Below are 19,238 nucleotides of genomic sequence, written 5' to 3'. Positions count from 1 at the left end.
GGCGTCTCCCTTCGTGAAGGGGGAACGGTGTGGACAGGCCAGTGGCATGTGTCTTGTTTTTGGTGATTTGAACACTTTCCGCATAGCCTTGGTTCCGCAGAGTGAATACCGGGCCCAATAGCAGATTCCGGCTTGACTCGCACAGAGCACGAACTTGTAATTTCACTCGTGTCGTTCGGCCGAAATCGGTAACGGCAACATCACGGGGACGCAAAGACGGACGAGGGGCGCACATGACCGAGTTGTTCCAGGAACTGCTGGTCGAGGACGCGGACGAGGAACTCGGCTGGCAGGAGCGCGCACTGTGCGCCCAGACCGATCCCGAGTCCTTCTTCCCCGAGAAGGGCGGCTCGACCCGCGAGGCCAAGAAGGTCTGCCTCGCCTGTGAGGTCCGCTCCGAATGCCTCGAATACGCCCTGCAGAACGACGAACGATTCGGCATCTGGGGCGGCCTGTCCGAGCGTGAACGCCGACGCCTGAAGAAGGCCGCGGTCTGACCGGCGCCCCGACCCGCGCCCACGCGTCAAACCGCTCACACCTGTACACAACGAACGGTCCGTCCCCTGTGCTCTGTCCACAGGCGGCGGACCGTTCCTGCCCTCCCGTCGCCCGGCCACCGCCCCTCATCGAGGCGCTGCGCGCCAACCCCTCCTTGTCTGCCGTTAGTGTGGGGCCCCGTCCGAGACGTACCCACGCCCCCCGCGGGCGACCCCCGGCCGGAGGGCCCGTACCTCGATGTCCTCAACTCCTGAGTTCCCGCGACACGTCGTCACCGCCGTGCTCGTCGCCCACGACGGCGCCCGCTGGCTGCCGGACGCCCTCGCCGGGCTGCTCGCCCAGGAACGCCCCGTGCAGAACGTCGTCGCCGCCGACACCGGCAGCGCCGACGACTCCGCGCAGCTGCTGGCCGACGCGATCGGCGCCGACCGCGTCCTGCACCTCGCCCGCCGCACCGGATTCGGTGCCGCCGTCGAGGAGGCCGCCCGCACCGCCCCCGTGCTCGGACCCGAGGAACTCACCTATCTGAAGCGCCCCAGCGGCTGGGACCCGGTCAGCAGGACCTGGAGCGACGACGCCTACGACCTGCCCGAGCTCCCGCACGGCGAGCCGGTGCAGTGGCTCTGGCTGCTCCACGACGACTGCGCCCCCGAGCCGGACGCACTCACCGAACTGCTGCGCGTCGCCGACTCGGACACGTACGCCGCCGTCATCGGCCCCAAGCTCCGCGGCTGGTACGACCGCAAACAGCTCCTCGAAGCCGGTGTCTCCATCGCCCGCAGCGGCCGCCGCTGGACCGGACTCGACCGCCGCGAACAGGACCAGGGCCAACACGACCAGGTCCGCTCCGTCCTCTCCGTCTCCAGCGCCGGAATGCTCATCCGCCGCGACGTCTTCGAGGAGCTCGGCGGCTTCGACCGCCGCCTGCCCCTGATGCGCGACGACGTCGACCTGTGCTGGCGCGCCCACTCGGCCGGCCACCGCGTCCTCGTCGCCCCCGACGCCGTCCTGCGCCACGCCGAGGCCTCCGCCCGCGAACGCCGCACCGTCGACTGCGCCGGCCGCTCCGTGGCCAACCCGCACCGCGTCGACAAGGCCGGCGCCGTCTACACGCTGCTCGCCAACGCCCGCGGCGCCGCCCTGCCCTACGTACTGATCCGGCTGATCCTCGGCACCCTGCTGCGCACCCTCGCCTACCTCGTCGGCAAGGTGCCCGGCCAGGCCGTCGACGAGGTCATGGGTCTCTTCGCGACCCTGCTGCGCCCCGAGCGGATCCTCGCCGCCCGCAAACGCCGCAAGAACCCCGCCGTCGCCGCGAGCGAACTGCGCCCGCTCTTCCCGCCGCCCGGCGCCACCGTCCGGGCCACCGCCGAACAGATCGTTGCGAACTTCGGCGGCTCCGACGCCGATTCCGGTGGCTCCCGCCACGGCGTCGTCGAATCCGGGCCCGGCGGCGACGACGCCGACTTCCTGGAGATCGAGCAGTTCGCCCGGCTGAAGAAGGTTGCCCGCAAGCCCGGACCGGTCCTCTTCGCACTGCTCCTGCTCGTCTCCGTGGTGGCCTGCCGCGGCCTGTTCGGCGGCGGCTCGCTCGCCGGCGGCGCCCTGCTCCCCGCTCCCGACTCCGTCTCCGAGCTGTGGGGGCGGTACGCGGACAGCTGGCACGCCCTCGGCACCGGCGGCACCCAGACCGCGCCGCCCTACCTCGCCGTCCTGGCCGCCCTCTCCGCGCTCTTCCTCGGCTCCACCTCGTTCGCGCTCACCGTGCTGCTCGTCTGCTCGGTCCCGCTCGCCGGCTTCACCGCCTACTTCGCCGCGCGCCCGATCGTCGAGTCCCGGCTGCTGCGCGCGTGGGGCTCCATCGCCTACGCCTTCCTGCCCGCCGCCACCGGAGCGCTCGCGGCCGGTCGCCTCGGCACCGCCGTCCTCGCGATCCTGCTCCCGCTCATCGCCCGCGCCGCCGTCGCCGCCCACGGACTGACCGGTCAGGGCCGCGGCAGCTGGCGCGCCACCTGGGCGTACACCTTCCTGCTGACCTTCGCGACGGCGTTCACCCCGATCGTCTGGCCGCTCGCCGTCGTCCTCGGCCTCGGCGTCCTCGCCCTGCGCCGCTCCGACATCACGGCGTACGGACTGCGCTTCCTCGCCGCCGTCGGCACCCCGATCCTCGTCCTCGCCCCCTGGTCGCTCTCCCTCCTGACCAGCCCCTCCGCCTTCCTGCGCGAGGCCGGCCTCGACATCCGTACGGGCACTGCCTCCGCGCTCGACCTGCTCGGGATCAGCCCCGGCGGCCCCGGCACCACCGGCGGCCTCCTCCTCATCGGCATCGTGCTCGCCGCCCTGGCCGCGCTGCTGCGCGAGGAGCGCCAGTTCGCCGTCCGCGTCGCCTGGGCCGCGGCCCTCGCCGGACTCCTGTTCGCCGTGCTCTCCAACGGCGCCGGGGACACCGGCTGGGCCGGACCTGCCACGCTCGTCTACGGCGCCGCACTGCTCGCCGCCGGCATGATCGGCGCCGAGGGCGGACGCACCCGCGTCGCCGCCCACGGCTTCGGCTGGCGCCAGCCCGTCGCCGCGCTCATCGCGTTCGCCGCCGCGCTCGGCCCGGTCGTGGCCGCCGCCGGCTGGATGATCGGTGGCGCCGACGGCCCGCTGACCCGGCGCGACCCGGTCCAGGTCCCGGCGTTCGTCGCCGAGGAGAGCACCAACCCCGACCAGCCCCGCACCCTCGTCCTCGGCGGCACCTCGCCCGACGAGGTCGCGTACACCCTGGTCCGCGGCTCAGGCGGCCGCCTCGGCGACGCCGAACTGACCGCCGCGGCCGACAACGACCCGCGCCTGGACAAGGTCGTCGCGCACCTGGTGGCCGGCTCCGGCGCCGACCAGACCCAGGAGCTCAGCGGCTTCGCGATCCGCTACGTCCTCGTACGCGACGGGGCACCGCGCCAGATGAGCCGCGTCCTCGACGCCACCCCCGGCCTCAACCGGCTCAGCCAGCTCGACGGCAGCGCGCTCTGGAGCGTCGACCGCGACCGCGTGGTCGCCCGCGCCACCATCGTCCCCGCGGCGAAGCCCACCGACACGGCGAAGGCCACCGACGCGGCGGTCACGCCGATCGCGGTCGCCTCCGGCCCCGTCGAGGCGCACACGAAGATCCCGTCCGGCCCCGCCGGCCGCGTCCTTCGTATCGCCGACCACGCCGACGAGAGCTGGACCGCCACCCTCGACGGCAAGGAGCTGAACAAGACCACCGTCGACGGCTGGGCCCAGGGCTTCGAACTCCCCGCAGAGGGCGGCAAGCTCGACCTCACCTACGACCAGCCCTTCACCCACACCCTGTGGATCTGGGCCCAGGTCGGCCTCGCCGTCGTCCTGCTCGTCCTCGCCCTGCCGGGGCGCCGTCGCGAGATCGACGACGACCTGCCCGAGGAAGAGGTCGCCATCCCCGCCCAGGCGATGGAGGGCGACGGCCGACGGGCCCGCCGTCTGCGCGCCGCGGCGGAGGCGGAGGCCGCTGCCACGGCGACCGAAGAGGCGGCTCCCGAGCAGGAGCCGGTGCCGGTTCCCCAGGAGCAGACGTACGCCGCCGACTGGGACGGCCAGTACGACCCGGCCTACGCGCAGCAGCAGCAGCAGCAACAGCAACAACAGCAGGAGCAGTACGCCCAGCAGGGCTACTACCCGGAGTACGCGGCCGACCCGTACCAGCAGCAGTATCCGCAGCAGTACGACCAGCCGTACGAGCAGCAGCAGTACGACCCGTACCAGCAGCAGGGCTACGAACAGCAGCCGCAGCAGCAGCCGTACGAGGAGCAGCAGCCGTACGACCCGTACACCTACGGCTACGAGACCGAGCAGCGTCCCGACGGGAGCAGCAACCAGTGAAGCGCACCACCCTCTCCCTGATCGCGGTCGCCACCGCCCTCGCCGCCGTCACCGGCTTCGCCGCCCTGACCGCGCCCGACGGCACCGTCACGGTCCCGCCGATCGCCACGGGGCCGATGCCGGTCGAGCGCTCCAGCCTGCTGTGCCCGGCGCCGAGCACGTCCGAGGTGGCCGAGACCGACTACACCTCGTACACCCCGGCCGGAAAGGCCGCTGACGGCGCCGCCGCCAAGGGAGGCACCGCCGCCAAGGCCGAGCTCAAGCCCGCCCCGGTCGCCGCCACCCCCGGCGGTACGCCGGCGAAGAAGCCCTCCGCCGCCAAGGCCCCGGGGACCGTCACCGAACCGGGCAAGCCCGTCGGCGCCGAGGCGAACGGCGGCGCCGCCCCCGCCCTGACCGGCGCGGCGACCGGCGCCCTCGCCCCCGGCTGGACGGTCCAGCAGACCACCGTGGTCCCCGCGGGCGGCTCGCGCGGACTGCTCGGCGTCGCCTGCTCCGCCCCCGACACGGACTTCTGGTTCCCGGCCGCCTCCACGGCCAAGGAGCGCCAGGACTACGTCCACCTCACCAACCCCGACGACACCGCCGCCGTCGCCGACATCGAGCTGTACGGCCCCGAGGGCGTGCTCAAGTCGCAGTTGACCGAGGGCATCCCCGTCCCGGCCCACTCCAGCGTCCCCGTCCTGCTCTCCACGCTCACCGGCGAGGCCGCGCAGGCGGACGTGACCGTCCATGTCACGACCCGCAGCGGACGCGTCGGCGCGGTCATCGGCTCCGCCGACGACAAGCTCGGCAGCGACTGGCTGCCCGCTTCGGCCGACCCGGCCGGCACCGCCGTCCTGCCCGGCATCCCGGCCGACGCGACCTCGGTCCGCCTGGTGGCGTACGCGCCGGGCGAGGACGACGCGGAGCTGAAGATCCAACTGGTCGGCGAGAACGGCACGATCGTCCCGGCGAGCGCGCAGTCCCTGCACGTGAAGTCGGGCATGACCGCGTCCGTCGACCTTCCCGACCTGACCAGGGGCGAGGCGGGTGCCCTGCTCCTCACTCCCTCGGACCCGAAGAAGACCACCCCGTTCGTGGCCGCCCTGCGCGTCGTACGAGGCAAGGGCGACAAGCAGGAGGTCGCCTTCGTCCCCGCGACCGCGGCGATCACCGCCCGTGCCACCGTCGCCGACAACCGCGCGGCCGGCTCGACCCTCACGCTCACGGCGCCCGGCGCCGCTGCCCAGGTCAAGGTCACGGCGTCGGCGGGCACGGAGGGCGGCACGACGGTCTCCAAGACCGTCACGGTCAAGGCGGGCACGACGACGAAGGTGACCGACGTGGTCCCGGCCGGCCTGAAGGGCTCCTACGCGCTGACCGTCGAGCGGGTCTCGGGCGGGCCCGTCCACGCCGCACGCGTCCTGGCGCTCCCGCAGGACGGCATCCCCATGTTCACGGTCCAGACCCTGGCGGACGACCGGGGCGCGGTGCAGGTCCCGAGGGCGAAGCAGGACCTCTCGGTCCTGGACGACTGACGCTTCGAGGACGGGCGCTTCGACGGGCAGGTGCCCGCACGGCCGACGCCTGGACGACCGGTGCCCGGACGGCTGGCATCGGGGACACCCATGTCGTACGACGGGGAAGGGCGTCGGCGTTCCTTCCCGGCGGCCGCTGTTTCCCCAAAGGCGGCCGCCGTTCCCCCGAAGTTGGCCCGTGTTCCCCCGAAGGGTGGCCCGTGTTCCCCCGAAGGGGTCAGTCCTGCCCGTAGCGGGGGTCGACCGACTCGGGGGAGAGACCCAGAAGCTCGGCCACCTGCTCCACCACGACCTCATGGACGAGCAGCGCCCGTTCGTCACGGCTCTTGGAGCGGATCTCGACCGGTCGCCGGTAGACGACGATCCGGGCGGGCCCGCCCTTCTCCGCCGGCGCGGCCCCGCCCAGCGGCACCGACTCGCCCTCCACCGAAGGCGGCACGTCGAGGACCATGAACTCGACGTCCGCCAGCTGCGGCCAGCGCCGTTCCAGGCGCTCCACCGAGTCCAGGACGAGATCGCGGAACGTGTCGGCACGGGTCGCGGACAAGGGCACCTGCGGCGGGGCGACGGGCCCGCGCATACCGCGACCGTGCCGGTCGCGCCTGCGCGTCCGCGGCTCCACCGGAACCGGACTGGACTCCGCCGCATCGGGCTCGGGCGGACGGGACGAGGGGTTCGGCGGCACAGGACTGTCCATCACTGACGCAGCGTAACTCTCCTCGGTGCCCGTCGACCGTGGCGCACACGGACCGCCTCGCCGCGCGCCGGACCCGGGTTGTCGTTAGTTGAACGTTCCGGCCAGGCGCGGGCTCGATTCCAGGGGCTCCCGCGATCGGCCATCCGGCCGTGGTTGACCGGATTCCTGTCGACCGTTGTCCGGATCGATCGCCGTCCCGACCCCCGTGCCCCTCCTTACGCGCAGGTCAGGACGGCCCCCCGAAGCGAGCCCGTGTCCGACGTCACACCGCGACACGGTGGAGTGACCTGGTGGAGAGTCGTCGCGGCCCGCTCAAGAGTGCGGTACCGTCCAACGTCGTGAGCCCTGTACGTCGCTGTTCGCGCACCGCGTGCGGCCGCCCTGCCGTCGCGACACTGACGTACGTCTATGCCGACTCGACTGCGGTCCTCGGCCCGCTCGCCACCTACGCCGAGCCCCACTGCTACGACCTGTGTGCCGAACACAGCGAGCGCCTCACCGCGCCGCGCGGCTGGGAGGTCGTGCGCCTGTCCGACGGCTCCGCCCCGTCCCGCCCCAGCGGCGACGACCTCGAAGCCCTCGCCAACGCGGTACGGGAAGCGGCGCGCCCCCAGCAGCGCACGGCCGAGGCCGGCGGCAAGGGCGGCGGCCGAGGCGGAGACCCGGTGGAGGTCGGCCGCCGCGGCCACCTCCGCGTCCTTCGCTCCCCGGACTCCTGAGCAGGACGCTCTGAGGCGACGCCCTGAGCAGGACGTCCTGAGCCGGGCACCGGCGCCGGACTCCCGAGCGAGGCAACTGCACCGGACTTCCGAGCGGGCGACGCCTTGAGCCGGGCCTGCGCCGGACTCCTGAGCATGACGCCCGAGCGCGGGACCTCCGAGCCCGGAACACCCGAGCCCGGAACACCCGAGCCCGGAACACCCGAGCCCGGAACACCCGAGCCTGGACCCCCCGTCCCGCGTCCCGCCTCCCGCGTTCCGCACTCCCCGACTCCGAGCCCGACGTCCTGAACGCGGCTCCCGAGCCCGACGCCCCGAGCCGGCTCCTCAGCCCCGCTCCCGAGCGCGACATCCCGTACCGGACCCCCACGCGCGGCGCCCGCCCGGCCAGGCGCTCTGCCCTCCCCTCGGCGGGCCCCGGTAGGTTGGGCATCCGCACACGCCGTACACGCGTGGCACACGCGCCGCACACGCGTGCCGAGGTTCGAGGATTCAGGAGGGTTGTTCCGTGGCTGCTGATCTGTCGCAGATCGTGAAGGCGTACGACGTTCGCGGGGTGGTGCCGGATCAGTGGGACGAGCCGCTCGCCGAGCTGTTCGGCGCCGCGTTCGTCCGGGTGACCGGCGCGGACGCGATCGTCGTCGGCCACGACATGCGGCCCTCGTCGCCGGGCCTGTCGGGCGCGTTCGCCCGTGGCGCGGCCCGCCTCGGCGCCGATGTCACGCTGATCGGGCTCTGCTCCACGGACCAGCTGTACTTCGCCTCCGGCAGCCTCGACCTGCCGGGCGCGATGTTCACCGCCTCGCACAACCCCGCGCAGTACAACGGCATCAAGATGTGCCGTGCCGGCGCCGCGCCCGTCGGCCAGGACACCGGCCTGTCCGAGATCCGCATCATGGTCGAGCGCTGGTCGGAGGAGGGCGCCCCGGCGGCCGCACCGACCACCGGCACCATCACCGAGCGGGACACGCTGAAGGACTACGCGGCCCACCTGAAGGCGCTGGTCGACCTCACCGCGATCCGCCCCCTCAAGGTCGTCGTGGACGCGGGCAACGGCATGGGCGGCCACACCGTCCCGACCGTCTTCGAGGGCCTCCCGCTGGACGTCGTACCGATGTACTTCGAGCTGGACGGCACCTTCCCGAACCACGAGGCCAACCCCCTCGACCCGGCGAACATCGTCGACCTCCAGGCCCGCGTCCGGGCCGAGGGCGCCGACCTCGGTCTCGCCTTCGACGGCGACGCCGACCGCTGCTTCGTCGTCGACGAGCGCGGCGAGGCGGTCGCCCCGTCCGCGATCACGGCCCTGGTCGCGGCCCGCGAGCTGGCCAAGACCCCCGGCGGCACGATCATCCACAACCTGATCACCTCCTGGTCGGTGCCCGAGGTCGTACGCGAGAACGGCGGCTCGCCGGTCCGTACGCGCGTCGGCCACTCCTTCATCAAGGAGGAGATGGCGAAGACAGGTGCGATCTTCGGCGGCGAGCACTCCGCGCACTACTACTTCAAGGACTTCTGGAACGCCGATACGGGCATGCTCGCCGCGCTCCATGTCCTCGCCGCCCTCGGCGGCCAGGACGGCCCCCTGTCGGAGCTGGTCGCGTCGTACGACCGCTACGTGGGATCCGGCGAGATCAACTCCACGGTCGCCGACCAGGCGGGCCGCACCGTGGCGGTCAAGGCGACGTACGAGGGCCAGGACGGCATCACGCTCGACGAGCTGGACGGCCTGACGGTGTCGGCGGACGACTGGTGGTTCAACCTGCGCCCCTCCAACACGGAGCCGCTGCTCCGCCTGAACGTCGAGGCCCGCGACGCGGCCACCATGGCCAAGATCCGGGACGAGGTCCTCGCCCTCGTCCGCGCGACGGACTGACACCCTCTCCCGGCCGGGGACGGTCGACACCCTCTCGGGCGGGGAGCTGACGACACTCTCTCCCGGCCGGGGACGGTCGACACCCCCTCGGGCGGGGAGCGTTGACAGCCTCTCCCCCGCCGGGGAGCTGCCGACACCCTCTCCCTGCCGGGGTCGGACCGACTGTGCCCCGGCAGGGGGTCGGACCGACTGTGCCCCGGCAGGGGACGGGCCGACTGTGCCCCGGCAGGGGGCCGGACCGACTGTCCCCCGCCGGGGTCGGGCCGACTGTCCCCCGGCAGGGACGGGCCGACTGTCCCCCCGGCCGGGGACGGACCGACCGTCTCCTGCCGGGGGGGGGGGGGGGGGGAACCGACGCCCCCTCCCAGCCGGCGCACGGGCCGCCCATCCCCGTGGCGCGGACCGCCCCTCACCCCTGAGGGACGGGCCGGGCGGCCGAGCCGCGCGGCCCGTCCCCCGGCGGTAGGCTGACCTGGCCCAAAGGGCAGCACCACCACCGTTTGTTCGAAGGGAAACCTCATGCCGCTCGAAGCCGGCCTCCTGGAGATCCTGGCCTGCCCGGCGTGCCACGCGCCGCTCAACGACCGCACGGCGGCCGAGAGCCCCGAGCTGATCTGCACGGGTGACGACTGCGGCCTGGCCTACCCGGTCCGCGACGGCATCCCCGTCCTCCTGGTCGACGAGGCCCGCCGCCCGGCGTAAGGCAGGCGCCGCTCCACCCAGGGAAGATCCGAACCCCGGTGGGGCGGGTAGGGAAACAGAACCCGGCCGACGGTCGGGCACACATCACCGGCCGCACCCGCCCCGCCCCGCCCTCGGAGGCCCCATGCTGGATGAGACCCTCCTCGACGCACCGGACGCCCTCGCCCTCGCCGACCGCCGCGGTCTGCTCCGCGGCGCCGCCGAGGCCGGCGCACGGGTTCGGACCGCTGCCCGCCACGCCGCCGAGGCCGGCATCGACGAACTCAGTCCGGAGGGTCGGCCCCGCTCCGTCCTCGTCGCCGGCCCCGGCACCGCGGCCGCCGGCGTCGCCGACCTGGTCGGAGCCCTCGCCGGCGCCTCCGCGCCCGTCATCCGCCTCCAGCCCACCGGCGTCGCCCCCGCCGCCGGCGCCCTGCGCTGGGCACTCCCCGGCTGGGCCGGCTCCGTGGATCTGCTTCTGATCCCGACGACCGACGGCTCCGAACCCGGACTCGCCCTCCTCGTCGAGCAGGCGTACCGCCGCGGGATCACGGTCGTCGCCGTCGCGCCCAGGAACACCCCGCTCGCCGAGGCCGTCAGCGGCCCCCGCGGACTGCTCGTGCCCATGGCGATGGCCCCGCACGAGAGCGCCGAGGAGTACGAGGAGACCCTCGCCGCGGGTCCCGGCTCCCTGTGGGCCCTGTTCACCCCGCTCCTCGCGCTCCTCGACCGCGTCGGCCTCGTCGAAGCGCCGTCCGAGACGCTGGAGAAGGTCGCCGACCGCCTGGACCGTACGGCCGAACGCTGCGGCCCTGCCATCGCCACGTACAGCAACCCGGCCAAGACGCTCGCCGCCGAACTCGCCGACTCGCTGCCGCTGATCTGGACCGAGGGCGACGCCGCGGGCCCCGTCGGCCGCCGGTTCGCCGCCGTCCTCGCCGAGCTGGCCGGACTGCCCGCGCTCGCTGCCGAACTGCCCGAGGCGCTGCCCGCCCACGGCGTGCTGCTCGCCGGCGACTACGCGGCAGGCGCCGACCCCGACGACTTCTTCCGCGACCGCGTCGACGAGGCCCAGGCCCTGCGCGCCCGGGTCGTCCTGCTGCGCGACCGCCCGGCCGACGCCGGTGGCCTGACCGCGGCGCCCGCCGCCCGTGAACTGGCGCTCAGCCACGGCACGGCCATCAGCGAACTGGAGCCGGAGGAGGGCGGAGACCTGGAGACCCTCGCCGAACTGCTCGCCGTCACCGACTTCGCCGCCGTCTACCTCGCCCTGGCCTCGGCCGGTATCGCCCCGCAGCACTGACCCACAGCGTCGTACTCCGCCGTACTCCGCCGTACGCGTCCGTACCCCGGAAGACCTCGCTGAGACACCCCACGGACACCACCCGCTGAGACACTCCGCCGACCCACCTCCCGCACTGAGGAAAGCTGGAACCGTTCGATGGACCGCCTCGTCAACACCGTCCGCCCCTACGCCTGGGGCTCCACGACCGCCATCCCGGAACTCCTCGGCACCACCCCCACCGGTGAGCCCCAGGCCGAGATGTGGATGGGCGCCCACCCCGGCGCCCCGTCCCGCACGGAGCGCGGACCGCTCAACGAGGTCATCGACGCCGATCCCGTACGCGAACTGGGCGCACCGGCCGTCGCGAAGTTCGGCCCGCACCTCCCCTTCCTCTTCAAGATGCTCGCCGCCGGCGCCCCGCTCTCCCTCCAGGTCCACCCCGACCTCGCCCAGGCGAAGGCCGGATTCGCCGCCGAGGAGGCGGCCGGCATCCCGCTCGACGCGCCGCACCGCAACTACAAGGACGCCAACCACAAGCCCGAACTGATCTGCGCCCTCACGCCGTTCACCGGGCTGTGCGGCTTCCGCGACCCCGTCGAGGCCGCCGACACCATCGCCGCACTCGGCGTCGACTCCCTCAAGCCGTACGTGGACCTGCTGCACGCCCACCCCGAAGAGGCCGCGCTGCGCGAGGTCATGACCGCCCTGCTCACCGCCGACCGCGAGGAGATGGCGCACACCGTCGCCGAGGCCGCGGCCGCCGCCGCCCGCCTGGGCGGTGCCCACGCTCCGTACGTCACCCTCGCCCACCACTTCCCCGGCGACGCCGGCGTCATCGCCGCCATGCTGCTCAACCCGGTCCAACTCCAGCCCGGCGAAGCCCTCTTCCTCGGTGCCGGCGTGCCGCACGCCTACATCGACGGCCTCGGCGTCGAGATCATGGCCAACTCCGACAACGTGCTGCGCTGCGGACTCACCCCCAAGCACGTCGACGTCCCGGAGCTGCTGCGGGTCGTCCGCTTCGAGCCGAACGACGCGGCCGTCCTGCGCCCCGAAGCGTCACCGGCGGGCGAAGAGGTCTACGACACCCCGATCGACGAGTTCCGTCTGTCCCGTTTCGTACGGGCAGAGGGCGCCGCGCCCACCGATGTCACCGCTGGCACCCCGCAGATCCTGCTCGCCGTCGCGGGCCGGCCCAAGGCGGGCGAAGTGACCCTCGCGCCCGGCGAGTCGGTTTTCGTACCGGCGGGCGAAACGACCGAACTGTCCGGTACGGGAACGGTGTTTCGCGCCACCGTCGTCGCCTGATGCAACAATGACCGGCCGTATGGCGGCAACAGAGCCGGAGCACCGACGAAGGGAACACGTACACCCATGAGCGCGTCAGGCGGAACCAAGGCGATCGTGGCGGCACTCGCCGCGAATCTCGCGATCGCGGTAGCCAAGTTCGTGGCGTTCCTCTTCAGTGGTTCGTCCTCGATGCTGGCCGAGAGCGTCCACTCGCTCGCCGACTCCGGCAACCAGGGGCTCCTGCTCCTCGGCGGCAAGAAGGCCAAGCGGGAGGCGACCCCGCAGCACCCCTTCGGCTATGGCCGTGAGCGGTACATCTACGCCTTCCTCGTCTCGATCGTGCTCTTCTCGGTCGGTGGCATGTTCGCCGTCTACGAGGGCTACGAGAAGATCAAGCACCCGCACCCCATCGAGGACTGGTACTGGCCGATCGGCGTTCTCGTCTTCGCGATCATCGCCGAGACGTTCTCGTTCCGTACGGCCATCAAGGAATCGAACGCGATCCGCGGCAACCAGTCCTGGAAGGAGTTCGTGCGCCGCGCGAAGGCGCCCGAGCTCCCGGTCGTCCTCCTGGAGGACCTCGGCGCGCTCGTCGGTCTGTTCCTCGCCCTGGGCGGCGTCGGCATCGCCCTCCTGACCGGCGACGGCATCTGGGACGGCATCGGCACCCTCTGCATCGGCATCCTGCTCATCCTGATCGCGATCGTCCTCGCCGCCGAGACCAAGTCGCTGCTGCTCGGCGAGTCCGCCGGCGTGGAGGACGTGAAGAAGATCGAGGACGCTGTCGTCGACGGCGAGACCGTCACCCGCCTCATCCACATGCGCACGCTCCACCTCGGCCCCGAGGAGCTCCTCGTCGCCGCCAAGATCGCCGTCCGCACCGACGAGACGGCCTCCCAGGTGGCGGCGGCGATCAACGCGGCGGAGGAACGCATCCGCGCGGCCGTCCCGATCGCCCGGGTCATCTACCTGGAGCCGGACATCTACAACGAGTCGGCCGCGGCGGCCGGCATCAACCCGGCGAAGTCCCCGGGCGGCCCGGGCCACTGACGGGACTCATGCCCCACGGCGTGAAGGCGGAGGCCCCCGGGACCGACACGGTCCCGGGGGCCTCTTCTCATACCTGCGGAGAGGGGACGGGGACCGGTTTGGGCCGACGGCCGACGAGCCACCCGGCGACCCCGCAGCCGAACCCGGTCAGGGCCACGCCGATCCCCGCGAGCGCGCCGAAGGCGATGGCATACCCAATGTCCTCGTTGTCGTGGGCCCGTTCACGCACGGCGTCGGCGGGGATGGTCCCGCCATACCCCTCCGAGCCGTAGTAACGGGAGTCCAGGGAGTTGACCCGGTTGTCGCCGAGCATGAACAGCCGCCCCTCCGGCACCTGCACGTCGTAGACCTTCCCGTCCCCGACCGGGTCGCCCCCGGCGAGGTACTTCTCAAGCAGCGGCTTGCCGTTGAGGAGCACCTGCCGACCGTCGCAGCTCACCCTGTCGCCGCCGACCCCGATCACCCGCTGCATGCTCAGGCGGCCGCGGTCCGAGAGGCGTTCGGGCAGGTCGTAGAGGACGATGTCCCCGCGCCGCACATCCGCCGCGTCGATCTTCTCGGTGAAGACGCTGTCGCCCCTGCTGTAGGTCGGACTCATCGAGTCCCCGGCGACCTTGTGGCCGCCGTACGCGTACTTTCCCGTCAGCACCGCTCCCACCAGCAGCAGTAGCCCCACGGGCAGCAGCGCCCACCCGGTGATCCGCAGTCCCCGCCCCGGTCTCATTCGTCCCACTCCCTGGTACTCACTCACCCGCCCGCCCGCGAAGGGGCAGGCCCCACGTGATCATCCGTGCAAGGCCCCGCACCCTACCCGGGGCGGGTGTCAGCTCCGCCCGGACCGTTTCCGAGCGGGTTGTCGAGGTCGGAACCGGCCGAATCCCGGGCTGGGCGGACTGTGGGCCGCTGCGCTGATCGGTGTAGATTCGTGACCAGCCAGACGTCGCTGCTGATGGCGGTCGGGCGGTCCCACGCGGGCCGGCCGAGGGAGAGAGGGCCTCCGACGACTGCACCGCGGGATCTCCCGGGCATTCGTATGCCCGCACGACCCCAGACGCGGTGTCAGGCGCCTCACACGACCCTCGAACCCGATCCACGAGGAGCAGCCCAGTCATGACGACTGCCGCCACCCAGCAGGACTTCAAGGTCGCCGACCTGTCCCTTGCCGCCTTCGGACGCAAGGAGATCACGCTGGCCGAGCACGAGATGCCCGGCCTGATGTCGATCCGCCGCGAGTACGCCGAGCAGCAGCCGCTCGCCGGCGCCCGCGTCACCGGCTCCCTGCACATGACCGTGCAGACCGCCGTCCTCATCGAGACCCTGGTCGCCCTCGGCGCCGAGGTCCGCTGGGCGTCCTGCAACATCTTCTCCACCCAGGACCACGCCGCCGCGGCCATCGCCGTCGGCCCGAACGGCACCCCCGAGGCCCCCGCCGGCGTCCCGGTCTTCGCCTGGAAGGGCGAGACCCTGGAGGAGTACTGGTGGTGCACCGAGCAGGCCCTGACCTGGCCGAACACGCCCACCGGCGGCCCGAACATGATCCTGGACGACGGCGGTGACGCCACCCTCCTCGTCCACAAGGGCGTCGAGTTCGAGAAGGCCGGCTCCGCTCCGGACCCGTCCACCGCGGACAGCGAGGAGTACGGCCACATCCTCCGTCTCCTCAACCGCACCCTCGGCGAGAACCCGCAGAAGTGGACCCAGCTGGCGTCCGAGATCCGCGGCGTGACCGAGGAGACCACGACCGGTGTCCACCGCCTGTACGAGATGCACCAGGCCGGCACCCTCCTCTTCCCGGCGATCAACGTGAACGACGCCGTGACGAAGTCGAAGTTCGACAACAAGTACGGCTGCCGCCACTCCCTGATCGACGGCATCAACCGCGCCACCGACGTCCTCATCGGCGGCAAGACCGCGGTCGTCTTCGGCTACGGCGACGTCGGCAAGGGCTGCGCCGAGTCCCTCCGCGGCCAGGGCGCCCGCGTCATCGTCACCGAGATCGACCCGATCTGCGCGCTCCAGGCGGCGATGGACGGCTACCAGGTCGCGACCCTGGACGACGTGGTCGAGACGGCCGACATCTTCATCACCACGACCGGCAACAAGGACATCATCATGGCCTCCGACATGGCCAAGATGAAGCACCAGGCCATCGTCGGGAACATCGGCCACTTCGACAACGAGATCGACATGGCGGGGCTCGCCCGGATCCCCGGCATCGTGAAGGACGAGGTCAAGCCTCAGGTCCACACCTGGAAGTTCACCGACGGCAAGGTCCTGATCGTCCTCTCCGAGGGCCGTCTGCTGAACCTCGGCAACGCGACCGGGCACCCGTCCTTCGTGATGTCGAACTCCTTCGCGGACCAGACCCTGGCCCAGATCGAGCTCTTCACCAAGCCGCAGGAGTACCCGACCGACGTCTACGTGCTCCCGAAGCACCTCGACGAGAAGGTCGCCCGCCTCCACCTCGCGGCCCTGGGCGTGAAGCTCACGACCCTGCGCCCCGAGCAGGCCGCCTACATCGGCGTCGAGGTCGAAGGCCCGTACAAGCCGGACCACTACCGCTACTGATGCCGGGACCGACGGCGCCCGTGCACTGACACACGCCCGTCCCGGTCACCCGTAGAGGAAAAGGCAGGCCCCCGCACCCCCGTGCCGGGGGCCTGCCTCGTCTATCGCCCCAGCAAGCACCCCGAGGACCCATGCCCCGCGGCCGCTATTCGCTCCATGATCCGCACGATCACACCCCCCTCGGTGAAGAGCACTTCAACTGCGCGCCCGGCCCCTCCGGCTGGCGCTATGTCTCACAGACCACCACCCCCTCCGGCGAACACGCCGGCTCCGTCGACCTGGCCATCGACGAACTCGGCCGCCCCATCCGCCTCGAACTCCACGCCGCGAGCTGGCAGGTCCGCGGCGCGGCCCTCGACGGCGTCACCTGGGTCCGTACCGACCCCACCGGCACCCATGCCACGGAAGGCAATGTGCGCGCCCATGCCTTCACCGGCACCTCACCGGCGTTCCTCGTCGCGATCACGCGACTCCTGCGTCTCACCCCCGCTTCCCCCGCGACCCGCATCCGGCTCGTCGCCTTCACGGATCCCGTGCTCGCCCCCCTCACGATCGACCAGTCCTGGGCCCTGGTGAACAGTGAAACGCACGCCACTGACAACGGCCGTCTGATCGTGGACGAGTACCAGGTCAACGCCCTGGACACGGGAGAGCAGCACACGCTCCACATCGCCGGCGACGTGGTCCTCTCCGCCCCCGGCATCGAACTCGAAGCCCTCGAGACCCCGCCGTCCGTCTGGCCCTAGGCCGGCGGCGCGAACCCGGTCGACGCGCCCGCATCACGTACCTCCGACGCAACGACAGGCGGCGCCACGGGCCCGGCGGCGGGAGGGACGTTCTCCACCTTCGCCGCCGAAGCCGCGCTCACCGGTCGCACCACAGGAGCCACGAACCCGGGCACCTGCCCGCCTCCGCCCTGCCCCGCCGGGGCGAAGGCCCGACGAGCCTCCCGAGCCTGCCGCTCGGCGACCACCCCGGCCAGATACGCCGCCGCGGGCACACCCGGCGGGGGAGGCGTTCCGGTCCGCGCGACCAGCTCATCGGCCAGCCGCTCCGAGAGCCTCCGCCCCACGCCCGGGTCCAACTCCCGCATCCGCGTCAGGTACTGCCGTATCTCCAGCCACAGCGCGTCCGGCACCGCCGACAGATCCAGCTCGGCGAACCGACCCACGAGCCACGGCGGAGGAGGGGGCACGACCGCACTCCGAGCCGCCGGCACCCGCTCACGTACGACCAGCGTCCCCGCGAACACGTCCCCGATGCGCCGCCCCCGCTCCGACACCAGAGAAGCGATACAGGCGACGACCCCGAACGTCATCAGGATCTCCACGACCCCCATCGCCCCGCGCACCAGCGCGTGCCGGAACCGGATCGGCCCCCCGTCGTCCCGCACCACCCGCAGCCCGCAGGCGAGCTTCCCCAGCGACCGCCCGTGCGAGAGCGTCTCCACCGCGATCGGCGCCCCCACCAGCACCAGCAGGAAGGACGCGATCGAGATCGCCATCTGCGCGGCCTCGTCCAACGAGGCGGTGGCCATCGCCAGCCCCACCGTGATCAGCAGATAGACCGCCCACACGGTCAGAAGATCGAGGACCAGCGCCAGCGCCCGGCTCGGCAGCCGCGCCGGTTGCAACCCCAGTACGACGGCATCCCCCGTCACAACCCCGCTCACGGCGCCCACCCTTCTCCGGCCTTCCCGACCCCTCGGTACGACAGTCTGCCAAGCTGACCCGCAGCGCGCCGCAGTAGTACGGACCCGTACGCACCCAGTGCCTGGAGCAGCAGCCGATCATGGACCTCGACGTCTACGTCACCGCCCACCGAGCCGAGTGGGACCGCCTCGACCACCTCCTGCGCCGAGGCGGAAAGCTCAGCGGCGCCGAGGCCGACGAGCTCGTCTCCCTCTACCAGCGGACGGCCACCCATCTCTCGCTGATCCAGTCCGCCGCCCCGGACCCCATGCTCACGGCCCGGCTCACCCAGCTCGTCGCCCGCGCCCGCGCCGCGGTCACCGGCACCCGCCGCTCCTCCTGGCGCGACGTGACCCGCTTCTTCACCGCCGGCTTCCCGGCCGCCGTCTACCGCTCACGCCACTGGTGGGTCCCGACGGCCGTCCTCTCCATACTCATCGCGGCCGTCATGGGCTGGTGGATCGGCACCCATCCCGAGGTCCAGTCCGCGATCGGTGCTCCGGCCGAGCTCCGCGAGATGACCCGCCCGGGCGGCCAGTACGAGACGTACTACTCGAGCCATCCGGCGGCATCCTTCGCCGCCCAGGTCTGGACGAACAATGCCCAGGCAGCCGCCATGTGCCTGGTCCTCGGCGCGTTCCTCTGCGTCCCGGTGCTCTGGATCCTCTTCCTCAACATGCTGAACCTCGGCGTGGCCATCGGCCTGATGTCCTCCGCAGGACGCCTCGACATCATGCTGGGCCTGCTCATCCCGCACGGCCTCCTCGAACTGACCGCGGTCTTCGTCGCCGCCGGCACCGGACTGCGCCTCGGATGGACCCTCATCGACCCGGGCCCCATGACCCGTCGTTCCGCCCTCGCCCAGCAGGGCCGCGCGGCCGTGGGAATGGCGATCGGCCTGGCCCTGGTCCTGTTCCTTTCGGGTCTCATCGAAGGCTTCGTCACCCCGTCGGGCCTCCCGACCTGGGCGCGCATCACCATCGGCGTCGCGGCTGAACTGGCATTTCTCGTCTACGTTTATGTCCTGGGCGGCCGCGCGGCCCGAGCGGGTGACACGGGCGATCTCGAGGAGACCGACCGCAGCGCGGCCCTACCGACCGCTGCCTGATGTGCGGACCACCCCGCTGACCTGCTAGTCTCCTCATCGCCCACAAAAACCGTTGACACGGTCCGCGTGGGGAGGTAGATTTGAACGGTTGCCTCGGACTGGACAAGTTCGAAGGTCAGCAGCTAGAATCTCTCTCGCTCCGGTCGGGAAGTTGATTTCCACGGAGCCACCCCGATTCCTTATTCGAATCACGAAGCCACCGATTAGGTCGGCCGAAATGAATCTGATAAAGTCGGAATCGCCGGAAAGGGAAACGCGAAAGCGAAGAACGGCCTGGCAGCCCGCTCCAGCGGGTGGCAGAAACGGAAATCGGATCTGCTAAGCTGGAAACACGAAAGACCGAAGGGAAAAGCCCGGAGGAAAGCCCGAGAGG

General features: G+C 72.0%; 15 protein-coding genes. 12 read left to right on the top strand and 3 right to left on the bottom strand.

The window, feature by feature from the left end; all coding sequences use genetic code 11:
* Positions 1-233 precede the first annotated feature (233 nt).
* The 3 genes from ACZ561_RS39290 to ACZ561_RS39280 all read left to right on the top strand — a co-directional run bounded on the left by ACZ561_RS39290 (position 234) and on the right by ACZ561_RS39280 (position 5,900).
* Positions 234-497 (top strand): WhiB family transcriptional regulator, encoded by a 264-nt coding sequence (locus ACZ561_RS39290; RefSeq protein ID WP_015033978.1) that lies wholly within the window; start codon positions 234-236, stop codon positions 495-497.
* A gap of 238 nt (positions 498-735) precedes the next feature.
* Positions 736-4,380: a glycosyltransferase family 2 protein gene (locus tag ACZ561_RS39285; RefSeq protein WP_471004817.1), complete on the top strand. Its 3,645-nt coding sequence runs from the start codon at positions 736-738 to the stop codon at positions 4,378-4,380.
* Positions 4,377-5,900: a DUF5719 family protein gene (locus ACZ561_RS39280; RefSeq protein WP_471004815.1), complete on the top strand. Its 1,524-nt coding sequence runs from the start codon at positions 4,377-4,379 to the stop codon at positions 5,898-5,900. The genes ACZ561_RS39285 and ACZ561_RS39280 overlap by 4 nt, the downstream gene beginning before the upstream one ends.
* Before the next feature lie 217 nt (positions 5,901-6,117).
* Here the strand turns inward: ACZ561_RS39280 and ACZ561_RS39275 are convergent, their stop codons facing one another.
* Positions 6,118-6,597: a metallopeptidase family protein gene (locus ACZ561_RS39275; protein ID WP_471004858.1), complete on the bottom strand. Its 480-nt coding sequence runs from the start codon at positions 6,595-6,597 to the stop codon at positions 6,118-6,120.
* A gap of 290 nt (positions 6,598-6,887) precedes the next feature.
* Here ACZ561_RS39275 and ACZ561_RS39270 point away from each other — a divergent pair, with 290 nt between their 5' ends.
* From ACZ561_RS39270 to ACZ561_RS39245, 6 genes are all read left to right on the top strand, one after another.
* Complete coding sequence (locus ACZ561_RS39270; protein WP_376443110.1) at positions 6,888-7,316, top strand: DUF3499 domain-containing protein; 429 nt, start codon at positions 6,888-6,890, stop codon at positions 7,314-7,316.
* A gap of 508 nt (positions 7,317-7,824) precedes the next feature.
* Positions 7,825-9,192: a phosphomannomutase/phosphoglucomutase gene (locus ACZ561_RS39265; protein ID WP_471004813.1), complete on the top strand. Its 1,368-nt coding sequence runs from the start codon at positions 7,825-7,827 to the stop codon at positions 9,190-9,192.
* 519 nt (positions 9,193-9,711) lie between these two features.
* Complete coding sequence (locus tag ACZ561_RS39260; protein ID WP_471004811.1) at positions 9,712-9,894, top strand: Trm112 family protein; 183 nt, start codon at positions 9,712-9,714, stop codon at positions 9,892-9,894.
* A 124-nt stretch (positions 9,895-10,018) separates the two neighbouring features.
* Positions 10,019-11,176, top strand: a complete 1,158-nt coding sequence (locus tag ACZ561_RS39255) for an SIS domain-containing protein (RefSeq protein ID WP_471004809.1) — start codon at positions 10,019-10,021, stop codon at positions 11,174-11,176.
* 138 nt (positions 11,177-11,314) lie between these two features.
* Positions 11,315-12,466 (top strand): mannose-6-phosphate isomerase, class I, encoded by a 1,152-nt coding sequence (gene manA / locus ACZ561_RS39250; RefSeq protein ID WP_471004807.1) that lies wholly within the window; start codon positions 11,315-11,317, stop codon positions 12,464-12,466.
* A gap of 66 nt (positions 12,467-12,532) precedes the next feature.
* On the top strand, positions 12,533-13,498 hold the full coding sequence (locus tag ACZ561_RS39245) for a cation diffusion facilitator family transporter (protein WP_471004805.1): 966 nt from the start codon (positions 12,533-12,535) through the stop codon (positions 13,496-13,498).
* Positions 13,499-13,565: 67 nt separating this feature from the next.
* Here ACZ561_RS39245 and lepB read toward each other — a convergent pair whose 3' ends face one another.
* Entirely contained in the window at positions 13,566-14,222 is a 657-nt protein-coding gene (lepB, locus tag ACZ561_RS39240; protein WP_471004803.1) for a signal peptidase I, read from the bottom strand.
* A gap of 386 nt (positions 14,223-14,608) precedes the next feature.
* Here lepB and ahcY point away from each other — a divergent pair, with 386 nt between their 5' ends.
* Together ahcY and ACZ561_RS39230 are read left to right on the top strand one after the other, a co-directional pair.
* Positions 14,609-16,066, top strand: coding sequence for an adenosylhomocysteinase (gene ahcY / locus ACZ561_RS39235; RefSeq protein WP_471004801.1), 1,458 nt, complete (start codon positions 14,609-14,611; stop codon positions 16,064-16,066).
* A 131-nt stretch (positions 16,067-16,197) separates the two neighbouring features.
* Positions 16,198-16,812 (top strand): hypothetical protein, encoded by a 615-nt coding sequence (locus tag ACZ561_RS39230; RefSeq protein ID WP_471004799.1) that lies wholly within the window; start codon positions 16,198-16,200, stop codon positions 16,810-16,812.
* Here ACZ561_RS39230 and ACZ561_RS39225 read toward each other — a convergent pair.
* Complete coding sequence (locus ACZ561_RS39225) at positions 16,809-17,738, bottom strand: RDD family protein (protein WP_471004797.1); 930 nt, start codon at positions 17,736-17,738, stop codon at positions 16,809-16,811. The genes ACZ561_RS39230 and ACZ561_RS39225 overlap by 4 nt on opposite strands.
* 119 nt (positions 17,739-17,857) lie before the next feature.
* Here ACZ561_RS39225 and ACZ561_RS39220 point away from each other — a divergent pair, with 119 nt between their 5' ends.
* Positions 17,858-18,865, top strand: coding sequence for a stage II sporulation protein M (locus ACZ561_RS39220; protein ID WP_471004795.1), 1,008 nt, complete (start codon positions 17,858-17,860; stop codon positions 18,863-18,865).
* The last annotated feature ends 373 nt before the right edge of the window (positions 18,866-19,238 follow it).

The sequence above is a fragment of the Streptomyces sp. NPDC039609 genome (genome assembly GCF_055596705.1).
The sequence above is the reverse complement of the archived record's forward strand: the minus strand, read 5'-3'. Positions and strand labels throughout refer to the sequence as shown.